This is a genomic window from Roseisolibacter sp. H3M3-2, from assembly GCF_029211165.1.
GTDB lineage: Bacteria > Gemmatimonadota > Gemmatimonadetes > Gemmatimonadales > Gemmatimonadaceae > Roseisolibacter.
The window spans coordinates 1-23,714 of record NZ_JARGEK010000029.1; the positions used below are offsets into that span (position 1 = coordinate 1).

19 protein-coding genes are annotated in these 23,714 nt (G+C 76.2%); 10 read left to right on the top strand and 9 right to left on the bottom strand.

The genetic code is table 11. From position 1 onward, the window contains the following. From PYV61_RS04605 to PYV61_RS04640, 8 genes are all read right to left on the bottom strand, one after another. On the bottom strand, positions 1 to 2,026 hold a 2,026-nt coding region (locus tag PYV61_RS04605; protein WP_275828812.1), incomplete at its 3' end, for an ATP-binding protein. Between the two features lie 459 nt (positions 2,027 to 2,485). Further along, complete coding sequence (locus tag PYV61_RS04610; RefSeq protein WP_275828814.1) at positions 2,486 to 3,034, bottom strand: hypothetical protein; 549 nt, start codon at positions 3,032 to 3,034, stop codon at positions 2,486 to 2,488. A 37-nt stretch (positions 3,035 to 3,071) separates the two neighbouring features. Continuing rightward, on the bottom strand, positions 3,072 to 5,261 hold the full coding sequence (locus PYV61_RS04615) for a glycosyltransferase (protein ID WP_275828817.1): 2,190 nt from the start codon (positions 5,259 to 5,261) through the stop codon (positions 3,072 to 3,074). A gap of 21 nt (positions 5,262 to 5,282) precedes the next feature. Further along, positions 5,283 to 6,575 (bottom strand): HlyD family secretion protein, encoded by a 1,293-nt coding sequence (locus PYV61_RS04620; protein WP_275828819.1) that lies wholly within the window; start codon positions 6,573 to 6,575, stop codon positions 5,283 to 5,285. A gap of 122 nt (positions 6,576 to 6,697) precedes the next feature. Beyond that, a complete protein-coding gene (locus PYV61_RS04625) occupies positions 6,698 to 7,255 on the bottom strand; it encodes a YbhB/YbcL family Raf kinase inhibitor-like protein (protein ID WP_275828821.1) in 558 nt (185 codons plus the stop codon). 33 nt (positions 7,256 to 7,288) lie between these two features. After that, a complete protein-coding gene (locus PYV61_RS04630; protein ID WP_275828823.1) occupies positions 7,289 to 9,640 on the bottom strand; it encodes a M14 family zinc carboxypeptidase in 2,352 nt (783 codons plus the stop codon). A gap of 113 nt (positions 9,641 to 9,753) precedes the next feature. Next, entirely contained in the window at positions 9,754 to 10,455 is a 702-nt protein-coding gene (locus PYV61_RS04635) for a hypothetical protein (protein WP_275828825.1), read from the bottom strand. Positions 10,456 to 10,547: 92 nt separating this feature from the next. After that, positions 10,548 to 11,372 carry an AAA family ATPase gene (locus PYV61_RS04640; protein ID WP_275828827.1) on the bottom strand — a complete coding sequence of 275 codons (825 nt, stop codon included), beginning with the start codon at positions 11,370 to 11,372 and terminating at the stop codon, positions 10,548 to 10,550. A 25-nt stretch (positions 11,373 to 11,397) separates the two neighbouring features. On the opposite strand from PYV61_RS04640, the gene PYV61_RS04645 reads away from it, so the two are divergent. Genes PYV61_RS04645 through PYV61_RS04665 form a run of 5 tightly spaced genes read left to right on the top strand, consistent with a single transcriptional unit; the run spans position 11,398 to position 15,484 of the window. Beyond that, positions 11,398 to 12,288 carry a bestrophin family protein gene (locus tag PYV61_RS04645; RefSeq protein WP_275828829.1) on the top strand — a complete coding sequence of 297 codons (891 nt, stop codon included), beginning with the start codon at positions 11,398 to 11,400 and terminating at the stop codon, positions 12,286 to 12,288. A gap of 54 nt (positions 12,289 to 12,342) precedes the next feature. Then, positions 12,343 to 13,419 (top strand): PAS domain-containing sensor histidine kinase, encoded by a 1,077-nt coding sequence (locus PYV61_RS04650; protein WP_275828831.1) that lies wholly within the window; start codon positions 12,343 to 12,345, stop codon positions 13,417 to 13,419. A gap of 15 nt (positions 13,420 to 13,434) precedes the next feature. Continuing rightward, positions 13,435 to 13,866 (top strand): response regulator, encoded by a 432-nt coding sequence (locus PYV61_RS04655; RefSeq protein WP_275828833.1) that lies wholly within the window; start codon positions 13,435 to 13,437, stop codon positions 13,864 to 13,866. Then, the gene (locus tag PYV61_RS04660; protein WP_275828834.1) at positions 13,859 to 14,986 is read left to right on the top strand and encodes a hybrid sensor histidine kinase/response regulator; all 1,128 of its coding nucleotides are present in this window, start codon (positions 13,859 to 13,861) and stop codon (positions 14,984 to 14,986) included. The genes PYV61_RS04655 and PYV61_RS04660 overlap by 8 nt, the downstream gene beginning before the upstream one ends. A gap of 36 nt (positions 14,987 to 15,022) precedes the next feature. Then, positions 15,023 to 15,484, top strand: a complete 462-nt coding sequence (locus tag PYV61_RS04665) for a group II truncated hemoglobin (RefSeq protein ID WP_275828836.1) — start codon at positions 15,023 to 15,025, stop codon at positions 15,482 to 15,484. Between the two features lie 228 nt (positions 15,485 to 15,712). Here PYV61_RS04665 and PYV61_RS04670 read toward each other — a convergent pair whose 3' ends face one another. Continuing rightward, on the bottom strand, positions 15,713 to 17,077 hold the full coding sequence (locus PYV61_RS04670) for a universal stress protein (RefSeq protein ID WP_275828838.1): 1,365 nt from the start codon (positions 17,075 to 17,077) through the stop codon (positions 15,713 to 15,715). Positions 17,078 to 17,339: 262 nt separating this feature from the next. Between PYV61_RS04670 and PYV61_RS04675 the strand changes: the two genes are divergently transcribed. The 5 genes from PYV61_RS04675 to PYV61_RS04695 all read left to right on the top strand — a co-directional run. Beyond that, entirely contained in the window at positions 17,340 to 17,798 is a 459-nt protein-coding gene (locus PYV61_RS04675) for a hypothetical protein (RefSeq protein WP_275828840.1), read from the top strand. Between the two features lie 101 nt (positions 17,799 to 17,899). Beyond that, positions 17,900 to 18,502 (top strand): hypothetical protein, encoded by a 603-nt coding sequence (locus PYV61_RS04680; RefSeq protein WP_275828842.1) that lies wholly within the window; start codon positions 17,900 to 17,902, stop codon positions 18,500 to 18,502. A gap of 22 nt (positions 18,503 to 18,524) precedes the next feature. Next, positions 18,525 to 18,851 carry a hypothetical protein gene (locus PYV61_RS04685; protein ID WP_275828844.1) on the top strand — a complete coding sequence of 109 codons (327 nt, stop codon included), beginning with the start codon at positions 18,525 to 18,527 and terminating at the stop codon, positions 18,849 to 18,851. A gap of 135 nt (positions 18,852 to 18,986) precedes the next feature. Further along, complete coding sequence (locus PYV61_RS04690; protein ID WP_275828846.1) at positions 18,987 to 23,027, top strand: PAS domain S-box protein; 4,041 nt, start codon at positions 18,987 to 18,989, stop codon at positions 23,025 to 23,027. Continuing rightward, positions 23,024 to 23,714, top strand: a 691-nt coding sequence (locus PYV61_RS04695) for a response regulator (protein WP_275828848.1), incomplete at its 3' end; no start/stop codon positions are given. The genes PYV61_RS04690 and PYV61_RS04695, both read left to right, overlap by 4 nt.

The window sequence follows — 23,714 nt, forward strand, 5'->3', positions numbered from 1 at the left end:
CCGCCGGGCCGGCGCGCACCGGCGTGGGGCGCGCGGCGCCGGGCGGCGGGCCGGCGTAGGCGCCCGGAGGGCGCGGCGCGTCGTCGTGCTGCAGCGGGAGGAACACCTCGAAGCGCGCCCCCTCGCCGGGCGCCGAGTCGACGACGAAGAAGCCGCCGTCCTGCTGCACGATCCCGAACGCCGTCGCGAGGCCGAGCCCCGTGCCGACGCCCGGCGCCTTGGTCGTGAAGAAGGGCTCGAAGATGCGCTCGCGCGTGTCGGCGTCCATCCCGTGCCCCGTGTCGCGCACCGCCAGCACCGCCCACGCGCGCGCGGCCCCACCGGTGCCGTCGGGGGGGACGGCGAGGCGGCGCGCGGTGGCGACGGTGAGCGTGCCGCCGGCGGGCATCGCGTCGCGCGCGTTGACCGCGAGGTTCACGAGCACCTGCTCCAGCCGCGCGACGTCGGCCAGCACCACCAGCGGGCGCTCGGCGAGGCGCAGCTCCACGTGCACCCGCTCCCCCACCAGGCGGCGCATCAGCCGCTCGGCGTCGCGCACGACGACGCCCAAGTCGGCCGGGCGGCGGTCGGCGTGCTGCTGCCGCCCGATCGTCAGCAGCTGGCGGGTGAGCGACGTGGCGCGGCTGATCGCGTCGTCGGCGTCGGTGAGGTCGGCGCGGAACGGGCTCTCGGCGGGGAGCGACTCGAGCACGTTCTCGACGTTGACGCGCACCGCGGTCAGCAGGTTGTTGAAGTCGTGGGCGACGCCGCTCGCCATCCGCCCCACGGCCTCCATCTTCTGCGCCTGCAGCAGCTGCCGCTGGAGCGCCACGCGCGCCCGCTCGGCCTCGGTGCGCGCCGTCTCGTCCTCCACCGTGACGATGCGGACGCGCCGCCCCTCGAGCACCGCGTCGTGGGAGACCACCACCACCTGCAGCACGCGCCCGTCCTTGGTGACGTGGCGGACGGCGCGGCGCGTGGTGTCGCCGTCGGTGTGGTCGCGCGCCAGCGCCTCGACCATCGGCACGTCGGCGGGCGGGCGGATGTCGCGGATCGTGCGGCCGAGGAACTCCTCGCGCGACCAGCCGTAGCGTTCCACCGCGGCGTCGTTGACGGCCAGGAAGCGCAGCGTCTCGGAGTCGAACATCCACATCGGGAGCGGCGCGCGCTCGAACAGCAGCTGGTCGCGGAGCGCGCCCTCGCGCAGCGCGTCGTTGGCCGACTCCAGCTCGACCGTCTGCTCCTGCAGCTGGTGCGTCTGCAGCTCGAGCTCCGTCGCCTGCTCGCGCAGCTGCTCGTTGGCCAGCTCCAGCGCCAGCGCGCCGTCCTCCAGCCGCTCGCGGCGCGTCGCCAGCTCGGCGGCCTGCTCGCGCAGGCGGGCGTTGGTCTTCTCGAGGTCCGCCGCCTGCGCGCGGGCGCGGGCGAGGAGCCCCGACAGCACGAGGTGCACGCCGACGCCGACCACCGCGGCCAGCACGCCGCCGCCGACGAGCAGCACGAGCGTCAGGTCGCGGACCTGCGCGTCGTTGCGCTCCCGCTCGCTCAGCGCGCGCTCGACGGAGCGCTCCAGCTCCTCGAGCTCCGCCCGCAGCGAGTCCATGACGACCGAGCCGCGCCGCACCTGCTCGGCGAGCGCCGGCGCGGGGCGGCGGCGCGTCGTCGGCGGGAGCGCGAGGATCGAGTCGGTGAGCGCGAGGCGGGTCGCGGTGACGCTGCGGAAGGCGCGCACGCGCGGGCCGAGCCCCGGGTCGAGCTGCACCAGCCCGTCGAGCGCGGCCAGCCCGCGCATCGCGTCTGCGCGCCGCGCCTCCTGCCCCACGAGCAGCGACGAGTCGCCGGTGAGGACGAACCCGCGCGCGTCGATGACGATGTCGGCCACCGAGGCGTGCACGTTCTCCACCACGCGCAGCGCCTGCTCGGTGCGCCGCACCTCGGCCGCCGTCGCGGCGACGCGCCGCAGCGCGAACGCGCTCGCCCCGCCGATCGCGAGGATCAGCGCGGCCGGCGCGGCGGCGAGGAGGACGTGGCGGGGGCGGAGGCGGAGCAAGTGCGGTTGGGCGCGGGCGCGTGGACTAGTAGTGGATACACGCGTTTGGCGGGAGTGCCGGCGCGCCGTGTGACCCGCGTCACCCGCGCCCCGCGCGCGGCGGTGACACCGCCGTCACCCCGCCGTCCCCGACGCCCGCGCACGCTCCAACGCCGGACGCCCGCCCGCCGTACCCCGAGTGTGCGCCCGCTCCCCCCCTCCCTCCGCCGCCGCCGCGCCGTCCGCCTCCGGCGCCTGCTGCGCGCGCTGCTCGCCCTCCCGCGCGAGACGGCGGAGGAAGCCGAGCGGGCGGTCGAGAAGATCATGGGACAGGTACTGCGTTCTCAGGTGGGGCGTTCTCAATAACGGCGTGGTCTGATACGGCGTGACGCTCACCCATCGGTGGCAGTTCACGCCGTATCAGACCACGCCGTACCAGACCACGCCGTACCTGAGAACGCCGTTATTGAGAACGCCCCATCAGGGACTCATCGTCCCCACCAGCATCACGTGCGCCTTCGGCGTCCCGGGGAACATGAGCCACGGCTCGCTCCCCGACGGCTTCTCGCTGATCCCCGTCGTCGCCGCGGTCGCGAAGGGCATGTAGTACACGAACAGCGGACGCGTCCCGGTCGCCCTGCCGGTCGCCGCGTTCCAGCTGCCGGCGGGGCCGGTGAGCGTGTAGAGCGCGCCGCCGGTGCGCGGCATGTCGAGCTTCCCGGCCGCGATCTCCTTGAAGCGCACCGTGTCGACCTGCGTCCCCGTCACCCCCTCGGCGCGCAGCGAGCGGCCGCGGGCCATGAAGGGCTCCAGCGCCTTGTGGTAGCAGGCGACGTGGAAGTTCTCCTGCTTCGGGTCGTCGGCGAGGCAGCGCATCGCGCCCGTCCCCTCGCGCAGCGTCACGAGCCTCCCGCCCGCGTCGTAGCCGAGGACCGTGGCGCTCGCGCGCTGCTCGGCGGGGAGGGGGAGGACGGCGGCCGCGATCTGCTCGGCGGCGGGCGGCGGGGACGGCGGCTGGACGAGGAGCATGGCGGCGCGGGCGAGAGGGTAGGCCCGGAAGATCGGATCACGCCGCGCGGCGCGCCACCTCGACCCGCACTTCGGTCGTCCCCGCCTCCAGCGCACGGGCGGCCGCGGCGAGCCGCGGGTACGCCGCCTCGGGCGGGACGTCGAGGCGCGGCAGGAGCGGCGGCCGCTTCGGGGCGCGCACCGCCTCGCCGTCGCGCACCGTCCCCGCCGTCCCGATCCCGGTCAGCCGCACCCAGAGCGCGCGCAGCGCCCCCGCCTGCCGCACGTGCCGCCCGTGGTTCTCGTAGCCGTGCGCGAACACCTTCGCGATCAGGTACCAGCGCGGCGCCCCCTCCAGCGCGTCGAACACCACCCCCGCGCCGTCCTTCCCGATCCGGCGCACCACGCGGCACGCCAGGTCGCCGACGCCGGCGAGGTGCAGCACCATGCGGTCGCCCGGGCGCGCGTCGGGGACCCCGCGCAGCCCGCCGCCGCTGATCGACAGGTCGAGCACCGTGACGGCGCCGCGCGTCACCGGCCGCGCCGCCGCGTCCTCCCCCTCCGCGTCGGGCGCCGGCGGGGCGGGGAACAGCGTCGCGTCGTGCGCCTCGTCCACCACGAACCGCTCGTCCTGCCGGAAGCGCGGCATCTCGTAGGCCATCATCAGGCAGATCAGCATGACGGCGATCGACACGCCGCCCCACAGCACGCTCGGCGTCACGAAGTAGTCGGCCGGCACGCGCTGGTACGCCGGCAGCTCGTTCACCACGATCCCCGCCACGGTGAGCGCGATGACGCCCACCGAGATCACGACCGCGCGCACGTCGGCCTGCACGCGCTGCGCGTCCTTCCCCTTGGGCGTCACCTGGAACCCGACCGCGAACGGGCGCACCATCGCGTGCAGCACCGCCGGCGCGAGGCGGAACGACAGGAAGAGCTGGTACGCGCAGGCGATGAGCGGGTTGCGCTGCACGCGCGACAGCAGCGGCGTCGCGCACAGCGTCGCCAGCAGCATCGGCAGCTGGTACGCGATCAGGTCCGGCCCCGTCGCCTCGCGCACCGGCATCAGCCCGCCCCACATGAAGAGCAGGGGGCCGAGGCACACCAGCGGCAGGCACAGGTTGGCCGTGATCCACGGGATCGGGAGGAAGAACAGCCGCTGCAGCGGCGTCAGCCCCCGCGCGCGCACCGGCCCCTCGGGGATCAGCATCGTCTGGATCCCGCCGCGCGCCCACCGCGCGCGCTGCGTGTACATCGCCGGCAGCCCCTCGGGGGCGAGGCCGCGCGCCAGCCGCTGGTTGAGGTAGATCGTCCGCCACCCCTTCTGCAGCAGCACGATGCTCGACAGGATGTCCTCGGTGATCGACGAGGTCGGGATCCCGCCGCCGATCGCGTCGAGCGCGGCGCGCCGCGTCAGGCTGTTGCTCCCGCACGAGAACGCCACGCCCCACGCGTCGCGCGCCGGCATGATGTCGCGGAAGAAGAACTCCTGGTCGTCGGAGTAGCGCTGGTGCAGCCCGAGGTTGGCCTGCAGCGGGTCGCTGTTGAAGAAGTGGTGCGGCACCTGCACCACCCCGAGCGACGGGTCGCGGAAGAACCCCACCGTCCGCGCCAGGAAGTCGCGCTGCGGGATGAAGTCGGCGTCGAGCACCAGCACCAGGTCGCCGTCGGTGACGGTGAGCGCGTGGTTGATGTTCCCCGCCTTCGCGTGCCGCCGGTCGGGGCGCACGTGGTACCGCACCCCCAGCTCCGCGCACCGCTCGGCGAGCCACGGGCGCGCGCCGTCGTCGAGCACGTGCACCCCGAAGTTCGGGTAGTCGAGCACGCACGCCGCCACAATGGTGCGCTCCAGCACGTCCCACCCCTCGTTGTACGTCGGGATGAAGACGTCCACCGTCGGCAGCGCCGCCGCCGGCTGCGCGCGCACCCACGCCTCGTGCGCGTCCGCGTCGTCCTTGCGGTCGACGGTGCGGCTCATCAGCAGGAAGAACAGCAGCGACTCGACGGCCAGCGCCAGCTCGGCGAGGAAGTACGTCCAGCTCCAGACGAACTCCGCCCCCCAGTCGGCCTCCAGCGGGCGCACGGTCGCGTCCCACCGCCACCAGACGTAGCGCAGCAGGAGGAGCAGCGTCGCGCCGGCGATCGCGCCGCGCCCCCACCCCGACCGCCGCGGCAGCGACGGCGCCAGCCCGACGAAGAACAGCGTGGCGACGAGGAGCGGCACCCACTCGGGCGCGACGTCGAACACCGGGCGCGCCGCGTGCGCGCGTCAGCCCGCGGCGAGCCGCGCGGGCACCGCCCGGCGCAGCCACGACAGCGCGCGCGCCGCCGGCGCGGTCTCGACCCGCCCGCCGCCGAAGCGCACCTTGGCCGAGCGGCCGACGCGGCAGAAGTTCGCCGGCGCGGCGCCGAAGCCGCCGCGGTCGGGGGTGATCACCACGCGCGCGTCGGCGGCGGCCCGCGCCTCGGTCGCCAGCCGCGCCACCGTCGCCGCCTCGTCGCGCACCGCCCCGCCGCGCACGTAGGCCACGCGCCCCGTCATCTCGTCCGACGCGCCGGCGAAGCGGAACCGCACCGGCATCCCGGGCTCGATCCCCGCCTCGTCGCGCGGCGACACCCGCGCCTCCAGGTACACGTCGGCGCAGTCGACGAGCGTCGCCAGCACCGCGCCCTTCATCACCAGGCTCCCCGGCGCGTGCGGCACCGACCACACCACGCCCCGCACCGCGCTCGGCACCGCGACCGTCCCCGAGACGTCGGCGGGGAGGGTGGCGGCGTCGCCCCGTCCGGCCGACGGCGCGGCCGAATCGGCCGCCGCGCCGAAGGTCGGGCCGAGGCGCGCCGCCAGCGCGTCCAGCTCCGCGTGCGCCAGCGCCGACTCGCGCTCCAGCGCCGCGATCTGCACCGTCAGCTCGTCGATGCGCTGCTGCGAGTACGACACGTCCTGCGCGCCGAAGTCGGTGAGCACGCCGCCGCGCGCCGCGTCGCCCATCTCCTTCACCCGCGCCAGCTGCCCGTCGGCCGCCGCGCGCTCGGCGCGGGCGCGGTCGACCTCCGCCTGCGTCGCCCCGTTGCGGGCGACCAGCGCCGCCAGCCGGTCCTGCGCGGCGCGGTGCTCGGCGGCCGCCGCGTCGGCGCAGCGCACCTGCTCGTCGAGCTGCGCGACCGTGCTCGCCTGGTGCTTCATGACGCGCACCTTGAGCAGCCAGCGCAGGCGCCGCAGCGTCCCGGCCTGCGTGTCGACCGCCACCACGCGGGCGCGCAGCTGCGCCAGCCGCGCGCCGGCCTCCTGGTCGACCCCCTGCGTCCACTCGGCGCGGCGCAGCAGCGCCACCGCGGCGCCGGCGGCCACCGCCTCCCCCGGGCGCGCCGCCACCTCGACGATCGTCCCCTCCACCGGCGCCACCACGTCCACGCGCGGCGCGTTCACCACCGCGTCGAGGCTGGTCGTGTGCATCAGCCGGTCGATCGCCACCGACGCCAGCGCGACGACGGTCACCACGCACACGCCGAGGCGCGCGAAGGTGGTGTTGAAGTAGGCGGTGAGCGGCCTGCGGGGCACGGCGGGCGGGGAGGTCGGGGGCGGGAGACGACGAGGGGCCCCGTGGCCGAAGCCGGGGGCCCCCTCCAGTGTCGGCAGGTGACGGCGGCGCCATGAGCGCGCCCCGCCCCCGGCCCCCGCGGTCAGCGGTTGTAGCGCGCCGTGAAGGTGGCCGTGGCCAGCCGGTTGGCGTTCAGGGTGAAGCCGACCATCGCCGCCGTCGCGTTGGCGGGCACGTCGATCTTGTCGACCTTGAGCGCGTGCACGGTGAACACGTAGCGGTGCGGCTTGTCGCCCTGCGGCGGGCACGGGCCGCCGTACCCCTTGGCGCCGAAGTCGGTGTTCCCCTGCGCGGCGCCGGCCGGCAGCGCGGCGGCGTTCGTGCTCCCGGCGCCCTGCGCGAGCGACGTCACCGAGGCGGGGATGTTGTAGACCAGCCAGTGCCACCACCCGCTGCCGGTGGGCGCGTCGGGGTCGTACACGGTGACGGCGAAGCTCTTGGTGCCGGCCGGCGCGTTGCGCCACGCCAGCGCCGGCGAGACGTTCTGCCCCGAGCAGCCGAAGCCGTTGAAGACGAACTTGTTGCCGATCTTCGCGTCGCGCGACAGGTCGGGGCTGGTGAGCGTCAGCCGCTGGGCGTGCGCCGCGGCCGGCACGAGCGCGGCGACGGCGGCGGCGAGGAGCGAGGTGCGGAGGGACATGGGACGGGTCGGATCGGTGAGGGTCGGCGCGGCTCAGCGCGTCGCGGCGGTGCGCGCCGACGGCCGAACCGGGATCGGGCGCAGCGCGTTCCACAGCAGCGGGTACGTCGCCATGCTCTGCGCGCGGTACTGCGGGCGGAAGCCGAACAGCACGACGTGCCCCTTCCCGAGCGTCACGTCGACCATCGCCGCCTTCCCCGCGAGCTTGTCGCCGCCGAGCAGCCAGCCGGAGAGGAGCGGGTCGCCCTGCGCCGGGTAGCGCGCGACCACCGAGGCGCGCGCCGGGTCGGTGACCTCGAACGCGGGGCTCGCCTCGAACCACACCATCGGCTGCGGGGCGGTGAAGCCGGCCGCCAGCGGGTGCGCGCGGTCGAGCTCCACGCGGAAGATCGAGCCCGGGGCGTAGAACTGCGTCGGGCGCTGGTCGGCGAGCACGTTCCGCACGGGGAGCTGCAGCGCCTCGATGGCGTACTCGCTGGCGTCGTTGAGCGCGACGAGCGTGCCGCCCCCCTCGACGAACGCCTTCAGCGCCGCCGCCCCCTCCTCGCCCACGCCGCCCTTGAGCGAGTCGGGGTACGCGCCCGTCGGGCCGCGCGCGATCTGCCGCGCCGCCTGCTCGGGGAGGAGGATGGCGTCGAAGCGCGCCCCCAGGTTGCCGGCGCGCAGCTCGCGCGCGCTCACGAGCGTGAACGGGATGCGGTGCTGGTCGAGCAGCCAGCGCGTCCACCCCTCGTCCATCGACGGGCTCTCGTTGTGGAAGACCGCGACGCGGCGCGCCTTGTTGTCCGTCAGCCCGCGCGCCGCCCACCGCGTCTGCGCCTGCGGCGTCACCGGCGCGCTCGGCGCCTCCACCGAGTCGGGGACGAGGGCGACGTCGATCCCGTAGAGCAGCGGGAGCGTGTGCGCGGTGACGTCGTACGGGCGCTTGGGCGGGCCGCCCGGGTACTCGCGCAGGTTCGGGTAGCGCTGGACCTCGAGCAGCGCCTTGGCGAAGGCGCCGTAGGGCTGCGCGGTGTGCACGAGCAGCGCGCCCGCCGGGTAGCTCTTGCCGCCGGCGGTGAACGGCGCGGTCGCGCGCCGCAGCTCGACCTGGCCGCGCTGGAGGATGCGCACGACGGCGTTGACCGCGGTGTCGCGCGCCGGCTGCGGCGGGATGACGATGGTCGCCGGCCAGTCGCCGCGGCCGGGGGCGCGCCTGCCGGCGACCGCGTTGGCCTGCACGCGGGCGGCGCTCTGCAGCCACTGCGCGCGGTCGTCGGCCGCCTGCGCCAGCAGCGCCCAGCTGGCCGCGGTCTGGTACGTCACGATGTCGTTCAGCGTCCACTTCCCGCCCTGCCAGGGCGCGAGGAAGTCGACGTTGGCGACCTTGGCGTCGACGTTGTAGCCGGCGCGCAGCGAGTCGAACGGGATGCTGACCGGGGTGGCGAGCGACGCGCTCGCGGTCTCGGTGAGGATGCGGATCGCGCCGTGGTAGTGCTGGAACGCGCGCGCCGGCGTCCAGGCGTCGTACGCGGTGTTGTTGGCGATCCCGGTGAAGCCGTCGGCGAGCATGCGCCACGTCATCGCCTTCCCCATCTGCGCCACGCCGGCCATCAGCACCGGGTCGATGTTCGGCTCGATGGGGTCCATGTACGGCGGGATGAAGATGCGCGACCCGCCGGCGCCCTGCTGATGGATGTCGTTGACCACCTGCGGGTGCCACTTCCCGTACAGCGAGTCGACGACCATCTGCGTCTCGACCTGCGTGAACGCGTACCAGTCGCGGTTGTTGTCGTGCCCCGTGTAGTGGTGGTAGAGCGTCGGCGGCCCGCTCCCCTCCCACGGCGTGCCGAGCGACGACTTGTACCACTGTCCGACGATGTCGACGCCGTCGGGGTTGAGCGACGGGACGAGGATGGTGATCGCGTTCGCGCGCACGGCGCGCGCCTCGTCGTCCTCGCCGCCCGCCAGCCGCTCGGCGAGGCGCAGCGGCGACAGGAAGCCGCCGACCTCGGTCGAGTGGATGCTGGACGTGATCAGCACGACGACCTTGCCGTCGGCGACCAGCTGCCGCCGCTCGGCGTCGCCGCTCAGCAGGCGCGGGTCGGCGAGCTTGCGCTGGATCTCCTCGTAGCGCGGCAGGTCGGCGAGCGTCGCCGAGTCGGCGAAGAACGCGGCGAGGAAGGGGCGGCCGAGCGTGGTCTTGCCGAGCGTCCGCACCGTGACGCGCGGCGACGCGCGGTCGAGCGCCTCGAAGTACGAGACGACCTGCTTCCACTCCGGGAGCTTGCGGTCCTCGCCGGGCTCGAAGCCGAGGAACCGGGCGGGCGTCGGGAGGGGCGCCTGCGCGCGCGCCGCCGGGACGGCGAGCGGCAGCGCGAGGAGCGCGGCGAGCAGTCGGCGCATGGGACTCCTGTCTGGGTGCGTGGGGGACGCGGCGGTGCGTGGGGCGCTGCGGGCTGCGGGCTGCGGATCCGAACCCGCATTCCGCAGCCCGCAGCGTCCCACGCGCCGCCCTCTTAGATGCTCACGATTCGCACGGCCCGCCACCGCCCGTCCGGCAGCCGTGACGCGAGCACGACGCGCCGCTCGACGACGGCGGGGGCGCCGGCGGCTTCGGGGACGATGGTGCGCTCGGCGTACAGGGCGGCCCAGCGGCCGACGACGGCGGGGCGGGAGAGGGCGAGCAGGCCGCGCGGGGGGAGCGCCTCGTCGCGCCCGCGCGCCCGGCCGGCCACCGCGCGGGCGGCCGTCTCGGCGTCGTAGGCGCGCTGCTTGGCGCCGATCGTCCACACCGGCGTGGCGAGCGCCCCCGGGGGCGCGGCGGCGCAGCGCGCGGCGCGCGGCGCGGCGGCGGTGTCGGGGGCGAGCGCGGGGGCGGCGGCCGTCAGCGCCCGGGCCAGCGTGTCGGCCGGGCCGGCCGGCGGGAGCTCGGCGAGCCGCGCGACGAGCGCGATCAGCGTCGCCGGCCCCACCGCCCCGTCGGCGCGCGTGTACAGCGTGTCGACCGCGGCCGCCCACAGCCACGCCGTGTCGGCGGCCGGCCCCGTGCGCGGCGTCGGGCAGTCGCGGCGCGCGTCGCCGTCGTAGTAGCACTCCGCCGCGCGCCCGACCGCCGCGCTCCCGGCGCTCGCGTCGGTCCAGCGGCGGATGGTCGCGACCACCGCGACGACGGCGACGAGGAGGACGACGAAGGGGAGGGTCTTGCGGATGTTGGCCATGTGAACGGCAGACAGGATTGACAGGAAACTAGGGGAAAGACTCGAGGCTGGAGTCTCTCCCCCGGTTTCCTGTCAATCCTGTCTCATGCTCTTCAAAGGTGACGGAGGAACCGCTCGGGCGCCGCGAGGAAGTCGCGCGTGAGCCGCACGTGCTCCAGCGTCTCCCACGCGACCGCGCGCGGCGGCGGGTCGTCGAAGCTGTACAGCCGCGCGCCGGGGTACGCCAGCAGCAGCGGCGAGTGCGTCGCCAGCACGAACTGCGACCCCTCGGCCACCGCGTCGCGCAGCATCGCGAGCAGCGCCAGCTGCCGCTGCGGCGACAGCGCGGCCTCGGGCTCGTCGAGCAGGTAGAGCCCCTTCGGCGCCAGCCGCGCCTGGAACAGCGTGAGGAAGCTCTCGCCGTGCGAGCGCGCGTCGGGGTCGGCGCCGTAGCGGCGCTCCATGTCGGCGATCGACCCCTTGAGCGGCCCCAGCGCGAGCCCCGTGGCCCACGCCGAGCGGTCGGCGGCCGCGTACTCGGCGCGCACCTCGTCGGCCCGCGCCTCCAGCTCGGCGCGCAGGCGGGCCAGCCGCTTGGCGAAGCCGAAGAAGTCCTCGGCGCGCAGGAAGAAGCCGCGCGTCGTGCGCGCGCGCCACGCCAGCTTGAGGCGCCTCCCGAGGACGCGCGCCGGCTCCAGCGTCGGGTCGTGCGCCACCTCGTCGCTGCCGACCGCGGGCAGCCCGCACGCCGCCGCCAGCCCCTCGAGCAGCGTCGACTTCCCCGAGCCGTTCTCCCCGACGAAGCACGTCACCGGCGCGTCGAGCGGCAGCCCGTCCGGCAGCCCGGCGAGGGCGCGCACCGCGGGCACCGTGAACGGGTAGCGCGCCCCCGCCTCCCCCGACGGCGGGAGGCAGCGGAGCTGGAGGAGGTGCGGCATGCCGGGAAGGTTAGCTTCCCGCGCCATGATCACCTACGACCCGAAGAACTGGGGCCGGATCCTCCTCGACCTGCCGCGGAGCCCGGTCTTCCGCACCCTGTTCCTCGACGTGCTGGGCGCGGGGGTCTGGGCGGCGCTGGTGGCGTGGGCGGAGCTCGACGTGCTGCACGCGGCCGTCCCCCTCGGGCCGTCCGTGCTGTCGATCCTCGGCATCATCCTCGGCCTGCTGCTCGTGTTCCGGACCAACACCGCCTACGACCGGTGGTGGGAGGGGCGGCGCGCGTGGGGGCAGCTGCTGAACGTGACGCGCGCCCTGTCGCACCAGCTGGACGCGCTGCTCGACGACGACGCGCCGCAGCGCGCGCGCTACGCGGCGCTGCTGGCCGAGTACCCGGCGGCGCTGGCCGCGCACCTGCGGCGCCCGCGCGGCGAGCCGGGGGCGCACGTCCCCAACGGCGTGGTGCGCGCGCTCGCGCGCCAGGTCCACCGCGACGTCGGCGCCGGCGCCCTCCCGCGCGAGGCCACCGTCGCCCTCACCCCGCTCCTCGTCGCCTTCGACGACGTCACCGGCGTCTGCGAGCGGATCCGCAACACGCCGATCCCGTTCTCGTACAGCTCCTACATCAAGCAGTTCGTGCTGATCTACGCGCTCGTGCTCCCGTTCGGCCTCGTCCCCGAGTTCGGCTACGGCTCGGTGATCGCGAGCATGCTCGTCTTCTTCGCCACCATGGGGCTCGAGCTGCTGGCCGGCGAGATCGAGGAGCCGTTCGGGACGGACCGGAACGACCTGCCGACGGACGAGATCGCGAGTCGCGCAGGCTCCGACGCGCGCGACCTGCTCCTCGGCGGAACGGCGGGAGTCGCGACCTCGGGAGTCGACACGGCGGGAGTCGGGACCGCGCACACTGCGCAGTAGCGACTCCCGCGGTGAAGACTCCCGCTGTGACGACTCCCGCCGTATGATGGCACCATGCTCAACGCGGCGCTCCTCGAAGGCATCGTCCAACTCGCCAGCGAAGGGATCATCTCCATCGACGCGGAGGAGCGCATCCACCTCTTCAACCGCGGCGCCGAGGAGATCTTCGGGTGGAGCGCGGCCGAGGTGGTGGGGAAGCCGCTGGAGATGCTGATCCCGGCGCGCTACCGCCCGCAGCACCACGCCGAGCACCTGCCGCGCTTCGCCGCCGCGCACGAGACGGCGCGGCGCATGGGGGAGCGGCGCGAGGTGTTCGGGCTGCGCAAGAGCGGCGAGGAGTTCCCCGCCGAGGTGTCGATCTCGCGCGTGGACGTCGACGGGCGGCGCATGTACAACGCGGTCGTGCGCGACGTGACCGAGCGGCGGCGCTACGAGACCGCGCTCCAGCGCTCGAACGCGGAGCTGGAGCAGTTCGCCTACGTCGCGTCGCACGACCTGCAGGAGCCGCTGCGCATGGTGGCCAGCTACACGCAGCTGCTGGCGCGCCGCTACCAGGGGAGGCTCGACCCGCAGGCCGACACGTACATCCGCTTCGCGGTCGAGGGGGCGCAGCGGATGCAGGCGCTGATCCACGACCTGCTCGCGCTGTCGCGCGTCGGCACGCAGGGGCGCGCCCTCGCCCCGGTCGACACGGGCGACGTGATGGCCGGCGTGCTGCGCTGGCTCGGCCCCGCGCTCGAGGAGAGCGGCGGCGAGGTGGCGGTCGGCGCGCTCCCCACCGTGACGGCCGACGCGGGGCAGCTGCAGCAGCTCTTCCAGAATCTGGTCGCCAACGCGCTCAAGTTCCGCCGCCCCGACGCGGCGCCGCGCGTCGAGGTGACGGCGGCGCGCGAGGGGGCGGCGTGGCGCTTCACGGTGCGCGACAACGGCATCGGCTTCGAGCCCGAGTTCGCCGACCAGATCTTCGTCGTCTTCCAGCGACTGCACACGCGCGCCGAGTACCCGGGCACCGGCGTCGGGCTCGCGATCTGCAAGAAGATCGTCGAGCGCCACGGCGGGACGATCCGCGCCGAGTCGGCGCCGGGCGCGGGGGCGGCGTTCCACTTCACGATCCCCGACCCGTCCGCGTGACGCCGTGAGGACGCGGTGAAGCCGCTCGAGCTCCTGCTGGTCGAGGACAACCCCGGCGACGTCGAGCTGACGCGCGAGGCGCTGCGCGAGGCCGCGCTCCCCTGCCGCCTCGCCGTCGCGACGGACGGGGCGGAGGCGCTGCGCGTGCTGCGGCGCGAGGGGGCGCACGCCGACGCGCCGCGCCCGGGGCTCGTGCTGCTCGACCTCAACCTCCCGAAGCTCGACGGGCGCGCGGTGCTGGCCGCGGTGAAGGGGGACCCGGCGCTGCGCGACGTCCCGGTGGTCGTGCTCACCACCTCGCGCGCCGCCGCCGACGTGCGCGAGGCGTACGCGCTGCACGCCAACGCCTACGTCGTGAAGCCGGCCGACCTCGACGCGCACTTCGCCGCGGTGCGCGCGCTGGTCGAGTTCTGGGGCGGCGTCGTCGTGCGCCCGGCCGATGTCTGACGCGGCGGCCGGCGCGGCGAGCCCGCTCGACGTCCTGCTGGTCGAGGACAGCGCGGGCGACGCGGGGCTGCTGCAGGCGCTGCTCGACGAGGCGGAGGAGGCGGACGACGGGCACGCGCCGCTGCGCGCGGCGGTGCGCTGGGTGACGCGGCTGCGCGACGCGCGCGCCGCGCTCGCCGAGGCGGCGCCCGACGTCGTGCTGCTCGACCTGTCGCTCCCCGACGCGCGCGGGCTCGACACGCTGCGCCAGGCGCGCGAGGCGGCGCCGACGCTGCCGATCGTCGTCCTCACGGGGCTCGATGACGAGGCGGTGGCGCTGCGCGCGATGCGCGCCGGCGCGCAGGACTACCTCGTGAAGGGGACGGTCACCGCGGCCGGGCTGCGGCGCGCGCTCCGCCACGCGGTCGAGCGCCAGCGCCTGGTCGACGCCGCGCGCCGCGCCACCGAGGCCCGCGACGTCGTGCTCGGCGTGGTCGCGCACGACCTGCGCAACCCGCTGGCGACGATCAAGATGTGCGCGGCCGCGCTCTCCGCCGGCGACCCGGCGCAGGCGCCCGAGCTGGCCGGCGTCGTGCGCCACTCGGCGGAGTGGATGGAGCGCATCATCCGCGACCTGCTCGACGTCACCGCGATCGAGGCGGGGCGCCTGGCGGTCGACCGCGAGCCGGTGCCGCTGGGCGAGGTGGTGGCACGCGCGCGCGAGCAGTTCGCGCCGCTGGCGGCGGAGCGCGGGCTGACGCTGGCCGTCGACGCCGACGCGCCGCTCCCCGCGGTCGACGCCGACGCGGAGCGGCTGCTGCAGGCGCTCGGCAACCTGCTCGGCAACGCGCTCAAGTTCACGCCCGCCGGCGGGACGGTGACGCTGCGCGCCGCGCGCACCGCCGGCGGCGCGCGCCTGGCCGTCGCCGACACGGGCCCCGGGATCCCCGCCGAGCATCAGCCGCACCTGTTCGACCGCTTCTGGCAGGCGCGCGAGACGCGCCGCGCGGGCGCGGGGCTCGGGCTGGCGATCGCGCAGGGGATCGTGCAGGCGCACGGCGGGCGGATCGCGGTGCGCAGCGCCCCCGGCGCGGGCGCCGAGTTCGCGTTCGAGCTGCCGGCGGCCTCCCTGAACGGGTAGCTGGCGACGCGCGCGCCGCGGCCGCACCGTGGGCGCGTGACGACCCCCACCCTCTACGAATGGGCTGGCGGGATGCCGGCCCTGGAGCGGCTCACGGCCGCCTTCTACGCCCGCGTCCCGGCCGACCCGCTGCTCGGCCCCGTGTTCGCGCACATGTCCCCCGACCACCCGGCGCACGTCGCGCGCTTCCTCGCCGAGGTGTTCGGCGGGCCCGCCGAGTACAGCGCCGGGCACGGGGGCCACGCGGCGATGCTGTCGCACCACCTCGCGCGCCGCCTCACGCCGGCGCAGCGCACGCGGTGGGTGGCGCTGCTCTGCGAGACCGCCGACGCCGTCGGCCTCCCCGACGACCCGGAGTTCCGCTCGGCGTTCGTGTCCTACCTGGAGTGGGGGTCGCGGCTCGCGGTGATCAACTCGCAGGACGGGGTGACGCCGGTGCTCGACGCGCCGATGCCGAGGTGGGGATGGGGGGAAGTCGGGGGGCCCTACCAGGCTTAGAACGGCGTAGAGCGGGGTCCGGCGCACTTCAGGACAGGGCGCAGATCGGGGTGAACCGAACCAAGGGGTGAACCGAAGACCGGGATACCGCGGACCTACCGGCTCAAGGCTGTGGGTCCGCCGTACCCCGCTCTGCGAACGTCCCCTGTTTTCGGTTCACCCCGCTCTACGCCGTACCCTGGGGTTCGGGTCACCCCGCTCTACGCCGTGCCGAGCCAAGGGACGCCCTCACTCCTCGAACCGCACCAGCGTCTGCCCCCCTCCCCGGTGCTCCAGCCGCAGCGCCGCGTCGCGCCCGTCGAGCCCCGTGCACACCGCGACCGAGACGAGCGCGCCGAGCGACCGGGTGAGGTGGCGCCGCGGCTCGCGCGGGTCGCCGAGCATCACCTCGACGCGCCCGTCGTGCGGGTCGTACGCCGCGCCGACCAGCGGGTAGCCGCGCACCGCGACCTGCGCCCCGACCGCCACGTCGTCGATCTCGAGGACCGCCCGGCGCCCCGCGTTCCGCTCGGCGAAGCCGCGCAGGACCAGCCCCCACTCGCCGCGGTCGAACCACTCCGAGGTGCCGAGCAGCTCGCGCTCCAGCCGCTCGGCGGCCGCGGCCGCGCGCGGGGCCGGGGCGGCGAGGACCGCGCACTCGGGCATGCGCTCGGCGACGCCGCGCAGCACGTCGGCGGTCACGCTGCCGAGCAGGAGGCGGGAGAGGGCGCCCGTCCCCTGGCTGCCGACGGCCACCAGGTCGGCGCCGACGCACTGCGCGTAGCCGATCAGCTCCTCGGCCGGGTCGCCGGCGAAGACCGCGTCGCCGATGGTCGGCGGCCGGCCGGGCGCGCCGGCGTTCTCGCCGCGGGCGAGGCGCTCCAGGCGGGCGCGGAGGCGGGCGAGCAGCTCGCGCACCCGCCGCCCCGCCGCCTCGTCCCACGCCGCCGCGGTCGCGCTCGGGTGGTCGACCTGCGGGCGGACGTGGACGAGCGACAGCATCCCCCCCGGCGCCAGCAGCATCGCCGCCGACTCGGCGGCCCGCACGCTGGGGAGGGAGAAGTCCACCGCCACCACGGCGCGCCGGAAGCGCCCGTCGGCGGTCGTCGGGACCGCGAGCACGGGGGCGTCGGCCATCCGGAGCACCCGCAGCGCCGTCTCGCCGCCGAGCAGGCGGTCCGACAGGCGGTGGCGCCCGATCCCCATGACGACGAGCGCCGCCCGCCCGCGCGCCGCGTCCGCGATCGCCACCGCCGGCGGACCGACGCGCACCGCCGGCTCCCATCCGTCGCCCGCGACGCCCACCGCGGCGCGCTGCGCGTCCACCGAGCGCCGCACCGCCTCGCGCTGCTCCTGCTCGAGCGCGAGCGCCAGCATCGCGTCAGCTTCCATCCCGTACCCGACCACGGGCGGGACGACCGCCAGCAACTCCGGCGTCGCGCGCAGGTGCGTGGCGAGGTGCGCGGCCGTGCGGACCGCGCCCAGCGCCTCCGGACGGCCGTCGCTGGCCACGAGCACCGTGGCCGCCGAGGGGGCGGGGCGGGGCGGGCGCAGGTGGACGGGGCGCGCCGTCGGCGCGGGAAGTTCGGGGAGCGGGAGCGGGACGGCGGACATGGGGCCTCCGGACGACAGCGACGAGCGCGGGATGCGCCGTGGGGTGCAGGGTACGGAAGCCGGAGGGGGCGGGGCGTCGGGTGAAGCTCGCGACGTCGGCGGCGGCGCCCCACGCGCGTGTCGGGCTTCCCCGGACACCGGGCGGCGGGTGGCGGGCGGCGGGCGTGACGGTCGCGGCGTGACCGCGGGGCGGGTCTCGCCGTCTCAGCGCGTGCCACCTAGAGATTCCGTGGTCGTCGTCGCTTCCCACCGGTCCATCGCGATGTCCGCCGTGCTCCGCTCCGTCGTCCTGCCCGCCCTGCTGCTCGCGACCGCCTGCGCCCACGCGCCCCGGTCGCCGCTCGCCGCGCCGGTCCCCGCCCTGCGACGCGCGCTGGCCGACCCCGACTCGGCGCGCCGCGTCTACTCGGCGGGGGAGGTCGCGCGGTCGGCGACGCTGGCCGGGCGGGCGCGCCCCGTGTCGTCACGCGAGGACGGCGAGGTGCGGGCGCGGATCGTGGTCGGGGTGGACGGGAAGGTCGTCCCCGGGCTGCTCGAGTTCCTCCCCGAGAGCGACCCCGAGCTCGCCGAGCGGCTGCTGGCCGTGCTGCCGCAGTGGCGCTTCCGGCCGGCGGAGCGGGTCGGGCGGGTGCCGGTGCGTCAGCTGGTGCTGGTGACGGTGCGGTCGAAGGACCGCCACACGAGCGTGGACCTGCAGCCGGCGGCGCGTCCCGAGGGCTGACCGGGGGGTGTGGGACGGGGTCAACATTGCGGACTCGCAAGGTTCCACCGATCTTGCGCGTCCCCGGTCCGACGCCGGACCTCCCCCCGCCCGCCCCGCCCATGCCCGCCCCCCGCACCCGCTCCCTCCTGCGCCGCCTCCTCCGTGAGGACGCCGGCGCCACGATGGTGGAGTACGCCCTGCTCGTGTCGCTGGTCGGGGCGGGGGTGATCGGCGCGACCAACGCGCTGGGCAGCTCGGCGAGCGGCTCGCTGAACGGGGCGGCGCAGAACGTCTCCGGCGCCACCGGCGGGGCGAGCGGCGGCGGTGGCGCCGCGTCCGAGACCGGCGGGCAGGGCGGCTCCTCGTCGGGCGGGTCCTCCTCGGGCGGGTCCTCCTCGGGCGGGTCCTCGTCCGGTGGCTCGTCTTCCGGCGGGTCGTCGTCGGGCGGCTCGACCGGCGGGTCCTCGGGCGGCTCTGGTACCGGCGGCACGGGTTCCGCCGGGACGGGCTCCGAGACCGGGACCGGCGGCGGGACCACCGGCGGCTCGACGGGCGGCAGCGGCTCCACGGGCGGCGGCGCGACCGGTGGTGGCTCCACCGGCGACGGCGGGAGCACCGGGGGCTCGACGGGCGGCGGCGCCGCGGGGGGTGGCGGCGGCGCCGGCGGCGGGAGCACCAACAACGGCAACGACAAGGAGTGCAAGAACAAGAACAAGTGCTGACCCGCGGGGCCGTCGGGACGCCGTGCGCTATCCGGTGACCCCCGACGGCCGCTACTTCGTCGTCCGCGGCCGTCTCTGGCGCTGTTCCGACCCGACGCTGGCGCCCGACGAGCGCGACGCCCGCGTCCGGCAGTTGATGAAGGCCCGCCGCGCCGTCGGCGACGCCCGCCGCGCGAAGGACGACGAGGCGCTCGCCGCCGCCCGCGCCGCCGTCGACCGGGCCAAGCGCGCGCTCGGGGAGCGGGGCCCGCCGTGGTGGACCGACGGCGCCCCCGACCACAACCGGCGGCTCGCCAAGAGCACGCCCTACGCGGCCTGGTTCGCCGCGCTGCCGGCCGACCAGCGGTAGCGCGGCCCGTCGGCTGCCCGGGACATTCGACCCATTCCGTCCGGGTCGCCGCGGGGCAATCTCCGGGGTACGGCCGGAGACGCATCTTCGGCCGTCCCCGCCCCTTCCCGGCCGCCCCCGCCGATGTCGTCCGCCGTGCCGTCCCCCCGCCCCACCGCGGCCGTCGCCGCCCCGCTGACCGCGACCGCGTCGGCGGCGCTCGGCGCGCTGCTCGCCGCGATGCGCCGGCGGGCGTGGGACGACCCGATGGCCGCCGGGCAGGCGCTGCTCGCCGACTCGGCAGCGGCGCTGGGGGCCGAGGGGATGGCGCTGTGGCGCGTGGTCGCCGGGGGCGGCACCGCGACGCTGCTGCACCACCCTCCGCTCCCCGACTGCTCGGAGGCGGCGCGCCTGCTGCGCCTCCCCGACCGCGGCGCGCCCCCCGACTTCGACGCGCTGGCGGTCACCGACGTCGTGACGGCCGCCGACGGGTCGCTCGACGTCGCGGTGCTGGTGCGCGGGCGGGTCGCCGGCGCGCTGCGCGCCCGCCGCCCCGGGGGGCCGTTCACCGACCTCGAACGCGCGTTCCTGGTCGGGCTGGCGGAGCGGCTGGCGCCCGAGCTGCAGGCCGCCGAGCGCGCCGAGGCCGACGCCGCGCTGGCGGAGCGCGAGGACCTGACGCGCGAGGTCGAGCGGATCACCGGGCACGGGAGCTGGTGGGTGGACGTCCACCACGACCGCGTGCACTGGTCGGAGGGGCAGTGCCGCCTGCTCGGCGTGTCGCCGGCGGAGGCGCCGCGCACGCGCGCCGAGTACCGCGCGCTCGTGCACCCCGAGGACCGGGAGGTGCTGGCGGAGAGCTTCGCGCGGCTCGGCGGCGAGGCGGGGACGGTGACCGCGGAGTACCGCGTGGTGCGCCCCGACGGCGCGGTGCGGCTGCTGCAGACGCGCGCGCAGCTGGTGTGGGACGCCGGGCGGCACCCGCGCGTGGTGGGCGTGTCGGTCGACGTCACCGACCTGCGCGCCACCGAGGCCGCGCTGCGCGCGTCGGAGGAGAGCTACCGCGCGATCTTCGACGCGTCGAACGACGCGATCTTCGTCCACGACGTCGAGACGGGGCGGATCCTCGACGCGAACCGCCAGGCGTGCTGGTTCAGCGGCGTGTCGCTCGACCAGCTGCGCGGCGAGGACGGGCTGGCGCTGATCGCCAACGGCGGCGCCCCGTTCACGCAGGCGCGGGCGCGCGAGCTGCTGCGCCGCGCCGCCGACGGGGAGCTGGTGCGCGAGGAGTGGATGTCGATCCGCCACGACACCGGCGAGGCGCTGTGGGTGGAGGTGAGCCTGCAGCGCGTGTCGATCCGCGGGCAGGACCGCGTGCTCTCGCTGGTGCGCGACATCCGCGACCGCAAGCGCGCCGAGCGCGCGCTGCGCGACAGCGAGGCGAGCTACCGCGGGATCTTCGAGCACGCCTCGGACGCGATGTGGCTGCACGACGTCGACACGCTGGCGATCCTCGAGGTCAACCGCGCCGCCGAGGAGATGTACGGCCACCCGGCCGAGGCGCAGAAGGCGGCCGGGCTGCCGATCCTGGCGGGGGACGACCCGGGCTTCCGGATGGCCGACGCGCTGCGGCGCGCGCGGCGCGCGGCGGACGGCGACCCGCAGCGCTTCGAGTGGAAGGGGCGGCACGAGGACGGGCGTCCGGTGTGGGGGGAGGTGCGGCTGCGCCGCGTCACCGTCGGCGGCGTCGACCGGCTGCTCGCCTCGGCGCGCGACGTCGGCGACCGCAAGGCGGCGGAGGCGGCGCTGCGCCAGGCCAACGGGGCGCTGGAGCAGCGCGTCGCCGAGCGCACCGCGGAGCTGGCGGCGAGCAACGCCGCGCTGGCGCAGGAGGTGGCGGGGCACGCGTCGGCGCGCGAGGCGCTGCTGGCGCGCACGCGCGAGCTGGAGGGGATCTTCCAGGCGCTCCCCGACCTGTACTTCCGCCTCGACGCCGAGCTGCGCGTGCTCGACTACCGCGCGTCGAGCCTCGACCGGCTGTACGTGCCGCCCGAGGTGTTCCTCGGCCGCCGGCTGCGCGACGTGATGCCGGCGGCGATCATCGACCGCTTCGACGCCGCGCTGGCCGCCGCGCCCGACGAGCTGGTGACGGTGGACTACCAGCTCCCGCTGGGCGGCGAGCTGCGCGACTACGAGGCGCGCTTCTTCCCGATCGGCGACGGGGCGCGCATCGCCGTGGTGCGCGACATCACCTCGCGCAAGGTGACCGAGCGGGCGCTGCACGAGCGCGAGGCCGAGCTGCGCGAGACGCAGCGCATGGCGCGCATCGGCTCGTGGCGGTGGGAGGTCGCGACCGGCGAGGTGCGGTGGGACCCGGTGCTGTGCGCGCTCTACGGCGTGCCCGAGGACGCCGCGCCGCCGGACTTCGGGGGGTACCTGGCGCTCGTGCACCCGGACGACCGCGAGCTGGCGCGGCGCGTCGCGCACGAGGCGCTGGTGCGGCGCGAGGGGTTCGCGTTCGAGCACCGCGCGCTCCTCCCCGACGGCGCCGTGCGGCACCTGTTCGCGCGCGGGCACGTGGTGGCGGCGCCCGACGGCACGCTGGTGCGCGTGGTCGGCTCGTCGCAGGACGTGACCGAGCAGAAGACGGCCGAGCTGGCGCTGCGCGAGCGCGAGGAGCACTTCCGCGGGCTGATCGAGAACGCCAGCGACATGGTGCTGATCTGCGACGCGACGGGGGCGATCACCTACGTCGCGCCGTCGGTCGAGCGGCTGCTCGGCCTCACCCCCGAGGAGCTGCGCGGGCAGCGCCCGACCGACCAGATGCACCCCGACGACGCGCCGACCGCGATGCGCGAGCTGGCGTGGCTGGCCGAGCACCCGGGCGAGACGATCACGACGACGTACCGCGTGCGCAACCGCGCGGGGCAGTACCGCGTGTTCGAGTACGTGGCGCGCACCATCTCGGTGAGCAGCGTCGGCCAGGGGATCATCGCGTTCGCGCGCGACGTCACCGACCGCAAGCTGGCCGAGGAGGCGCTGGCCCGCGCCAAGGAGGAGGCCGAGCGCGCGAACCGGGCGAAGAGCGAGTTCCTCTCGCGCATGAGCCACGAGCTGCGCACGCCGATGAACTCGATCCTCGGCTTCGCGCAGCTGCTGGGGCGCGTCGAGCTGCCGCCGTCGCACGCGCGCTCGGTGCAGCACATCCTCAAGGCGGGGCGGCACCTGCTGCACCTCATCAACGAGGTGCTGGAGATCGCGCGCATCGAGGCGGGGCGCGAGCGCTTCTCGCTGGAGCCGGTGGCGCTCGCGCCGGCGCTGCAGGAGGCGGTGGGGCTGGTGCGCCCGCTGGCGCAGCAGGCGGGCGTCGAGCTGCGCGAGGGGGCGTGGCCGCGCGAGGCGTTCGTGCTCGCCGACCGGCAGCGGCTGGTGCAGGTGCTGCTGAACCTCCTGTCGAACGCCATCAAGTACAACCGGCCGGGGGGCTTCGTGCGCCTGGCCGCGGGCGTCGCGCCGGACGGCGGGTGGTCGGTGCGCGTGGAGGACGGCGGGACCGGCATCGCCCCCGAGCGCGTCGACCAGCTGTTCGTCCCGTTCGCGCGCCTCGGCGCCGAGACGACGGAGGTCGAGGGGACGGGGCTCGGCCTCGCCCTGTCGCGCCGCCTGTCGGAGGCGATGGGCGGGGCGCTGACGCTCGAGGCCACGGGCCCCACGGGGAGCACCTTCCGCCTCGACCTCGGCGCGGCCACCGAGCCGTGGCACGACCTGGAGTCGACGGGTACGTTCGCGGTCCCCGACGTCCCGCACCGCGCGGCGACGCTGCTCTACATCGAGGACAACCTCGCCAACCTGTCGCTCGTGGAGACGATCCTGCTCGCGCGCCCCGGCTGGAAGACGATCCCCGCGCTGCAGGGGCAGCTCGGCGTCGAGCTGGCGCGCGAGCACGTCCCCGACGCGGTGCTGCTCGACCTGCACCTCCCCGACCTGCCGGGCGACGAGGTGCTGCGCCGGCTGCGCGCCGACCCGCGCACCGCGGGGATCCCGGTGATCGTGGTCAGCGCCGACGCGACGCCGCAGTCGCTGGAGCGGCTGCGCGCCTCGGGCGCCGACGCGTACCTCACCAAGCCGCTCGACGTCGACGAGTTCCTGCGCGTGCTCGGGAAGTTCCTGCCGGACGGCGCGGAGGGCGACGCGTGACCGCGCCGTCGCAGGTGAAGGTCGCGCTCCCGCCGCCCGACCCGGCGCGCCGCGCGCGGCTGCGCGCGTGCACGATCCTGCTGGTCGACGACGAGCTGGCGAACCTCGACCTGCTGGAGGCGCTGCTGGAGGGGGAGGGGTACGGGTCGCTGGTGCGCACGCAGGACGCGCGCGAGGCGTCGGCGCTGGCCGAGCGGCACCGCCCCGACCTCGTGCTGCTCGACCTCCACATGCCGCACCGCCACGGGCTGGAGGTGCTGGCCGACCTGCGCGCGGCGACGCCGTCCGACGAGTACCGCCCGGTGCTGGTGCTCACCGCCGACGCGACGTGGGAGGCGCGCGAGCGCGCGCTGGCGCTCGGGGCGCGGGACTTCGTGACCAAGCCGTTCGAGGCGACCGAGGTGCTGCTGCGCGTCGAGAACCTGCTGGAGGCGCGCGCGCTGCACGCCGACGAGCGGGCGGCGCGCGAGCGCGCGGAGGCCGCCGAGGCGCGCGCCACGCTGCTCGCCGAGTGGAGCCGGCTGCTGGCCGCGTCGCTCGACCCGCTGGCGGCGCTGGCGCGCCTCCCCGTGCTGCTGGTGCCGCGCTGGGTGCGCGCCTGCGCGACCGTCGCCGACGGCGGCGGGGGCGCGCCGCGCTCGCTCGGAAGTCGGATCGTAGCCATGTCGTTCTGTGTGCCAAGGAGTT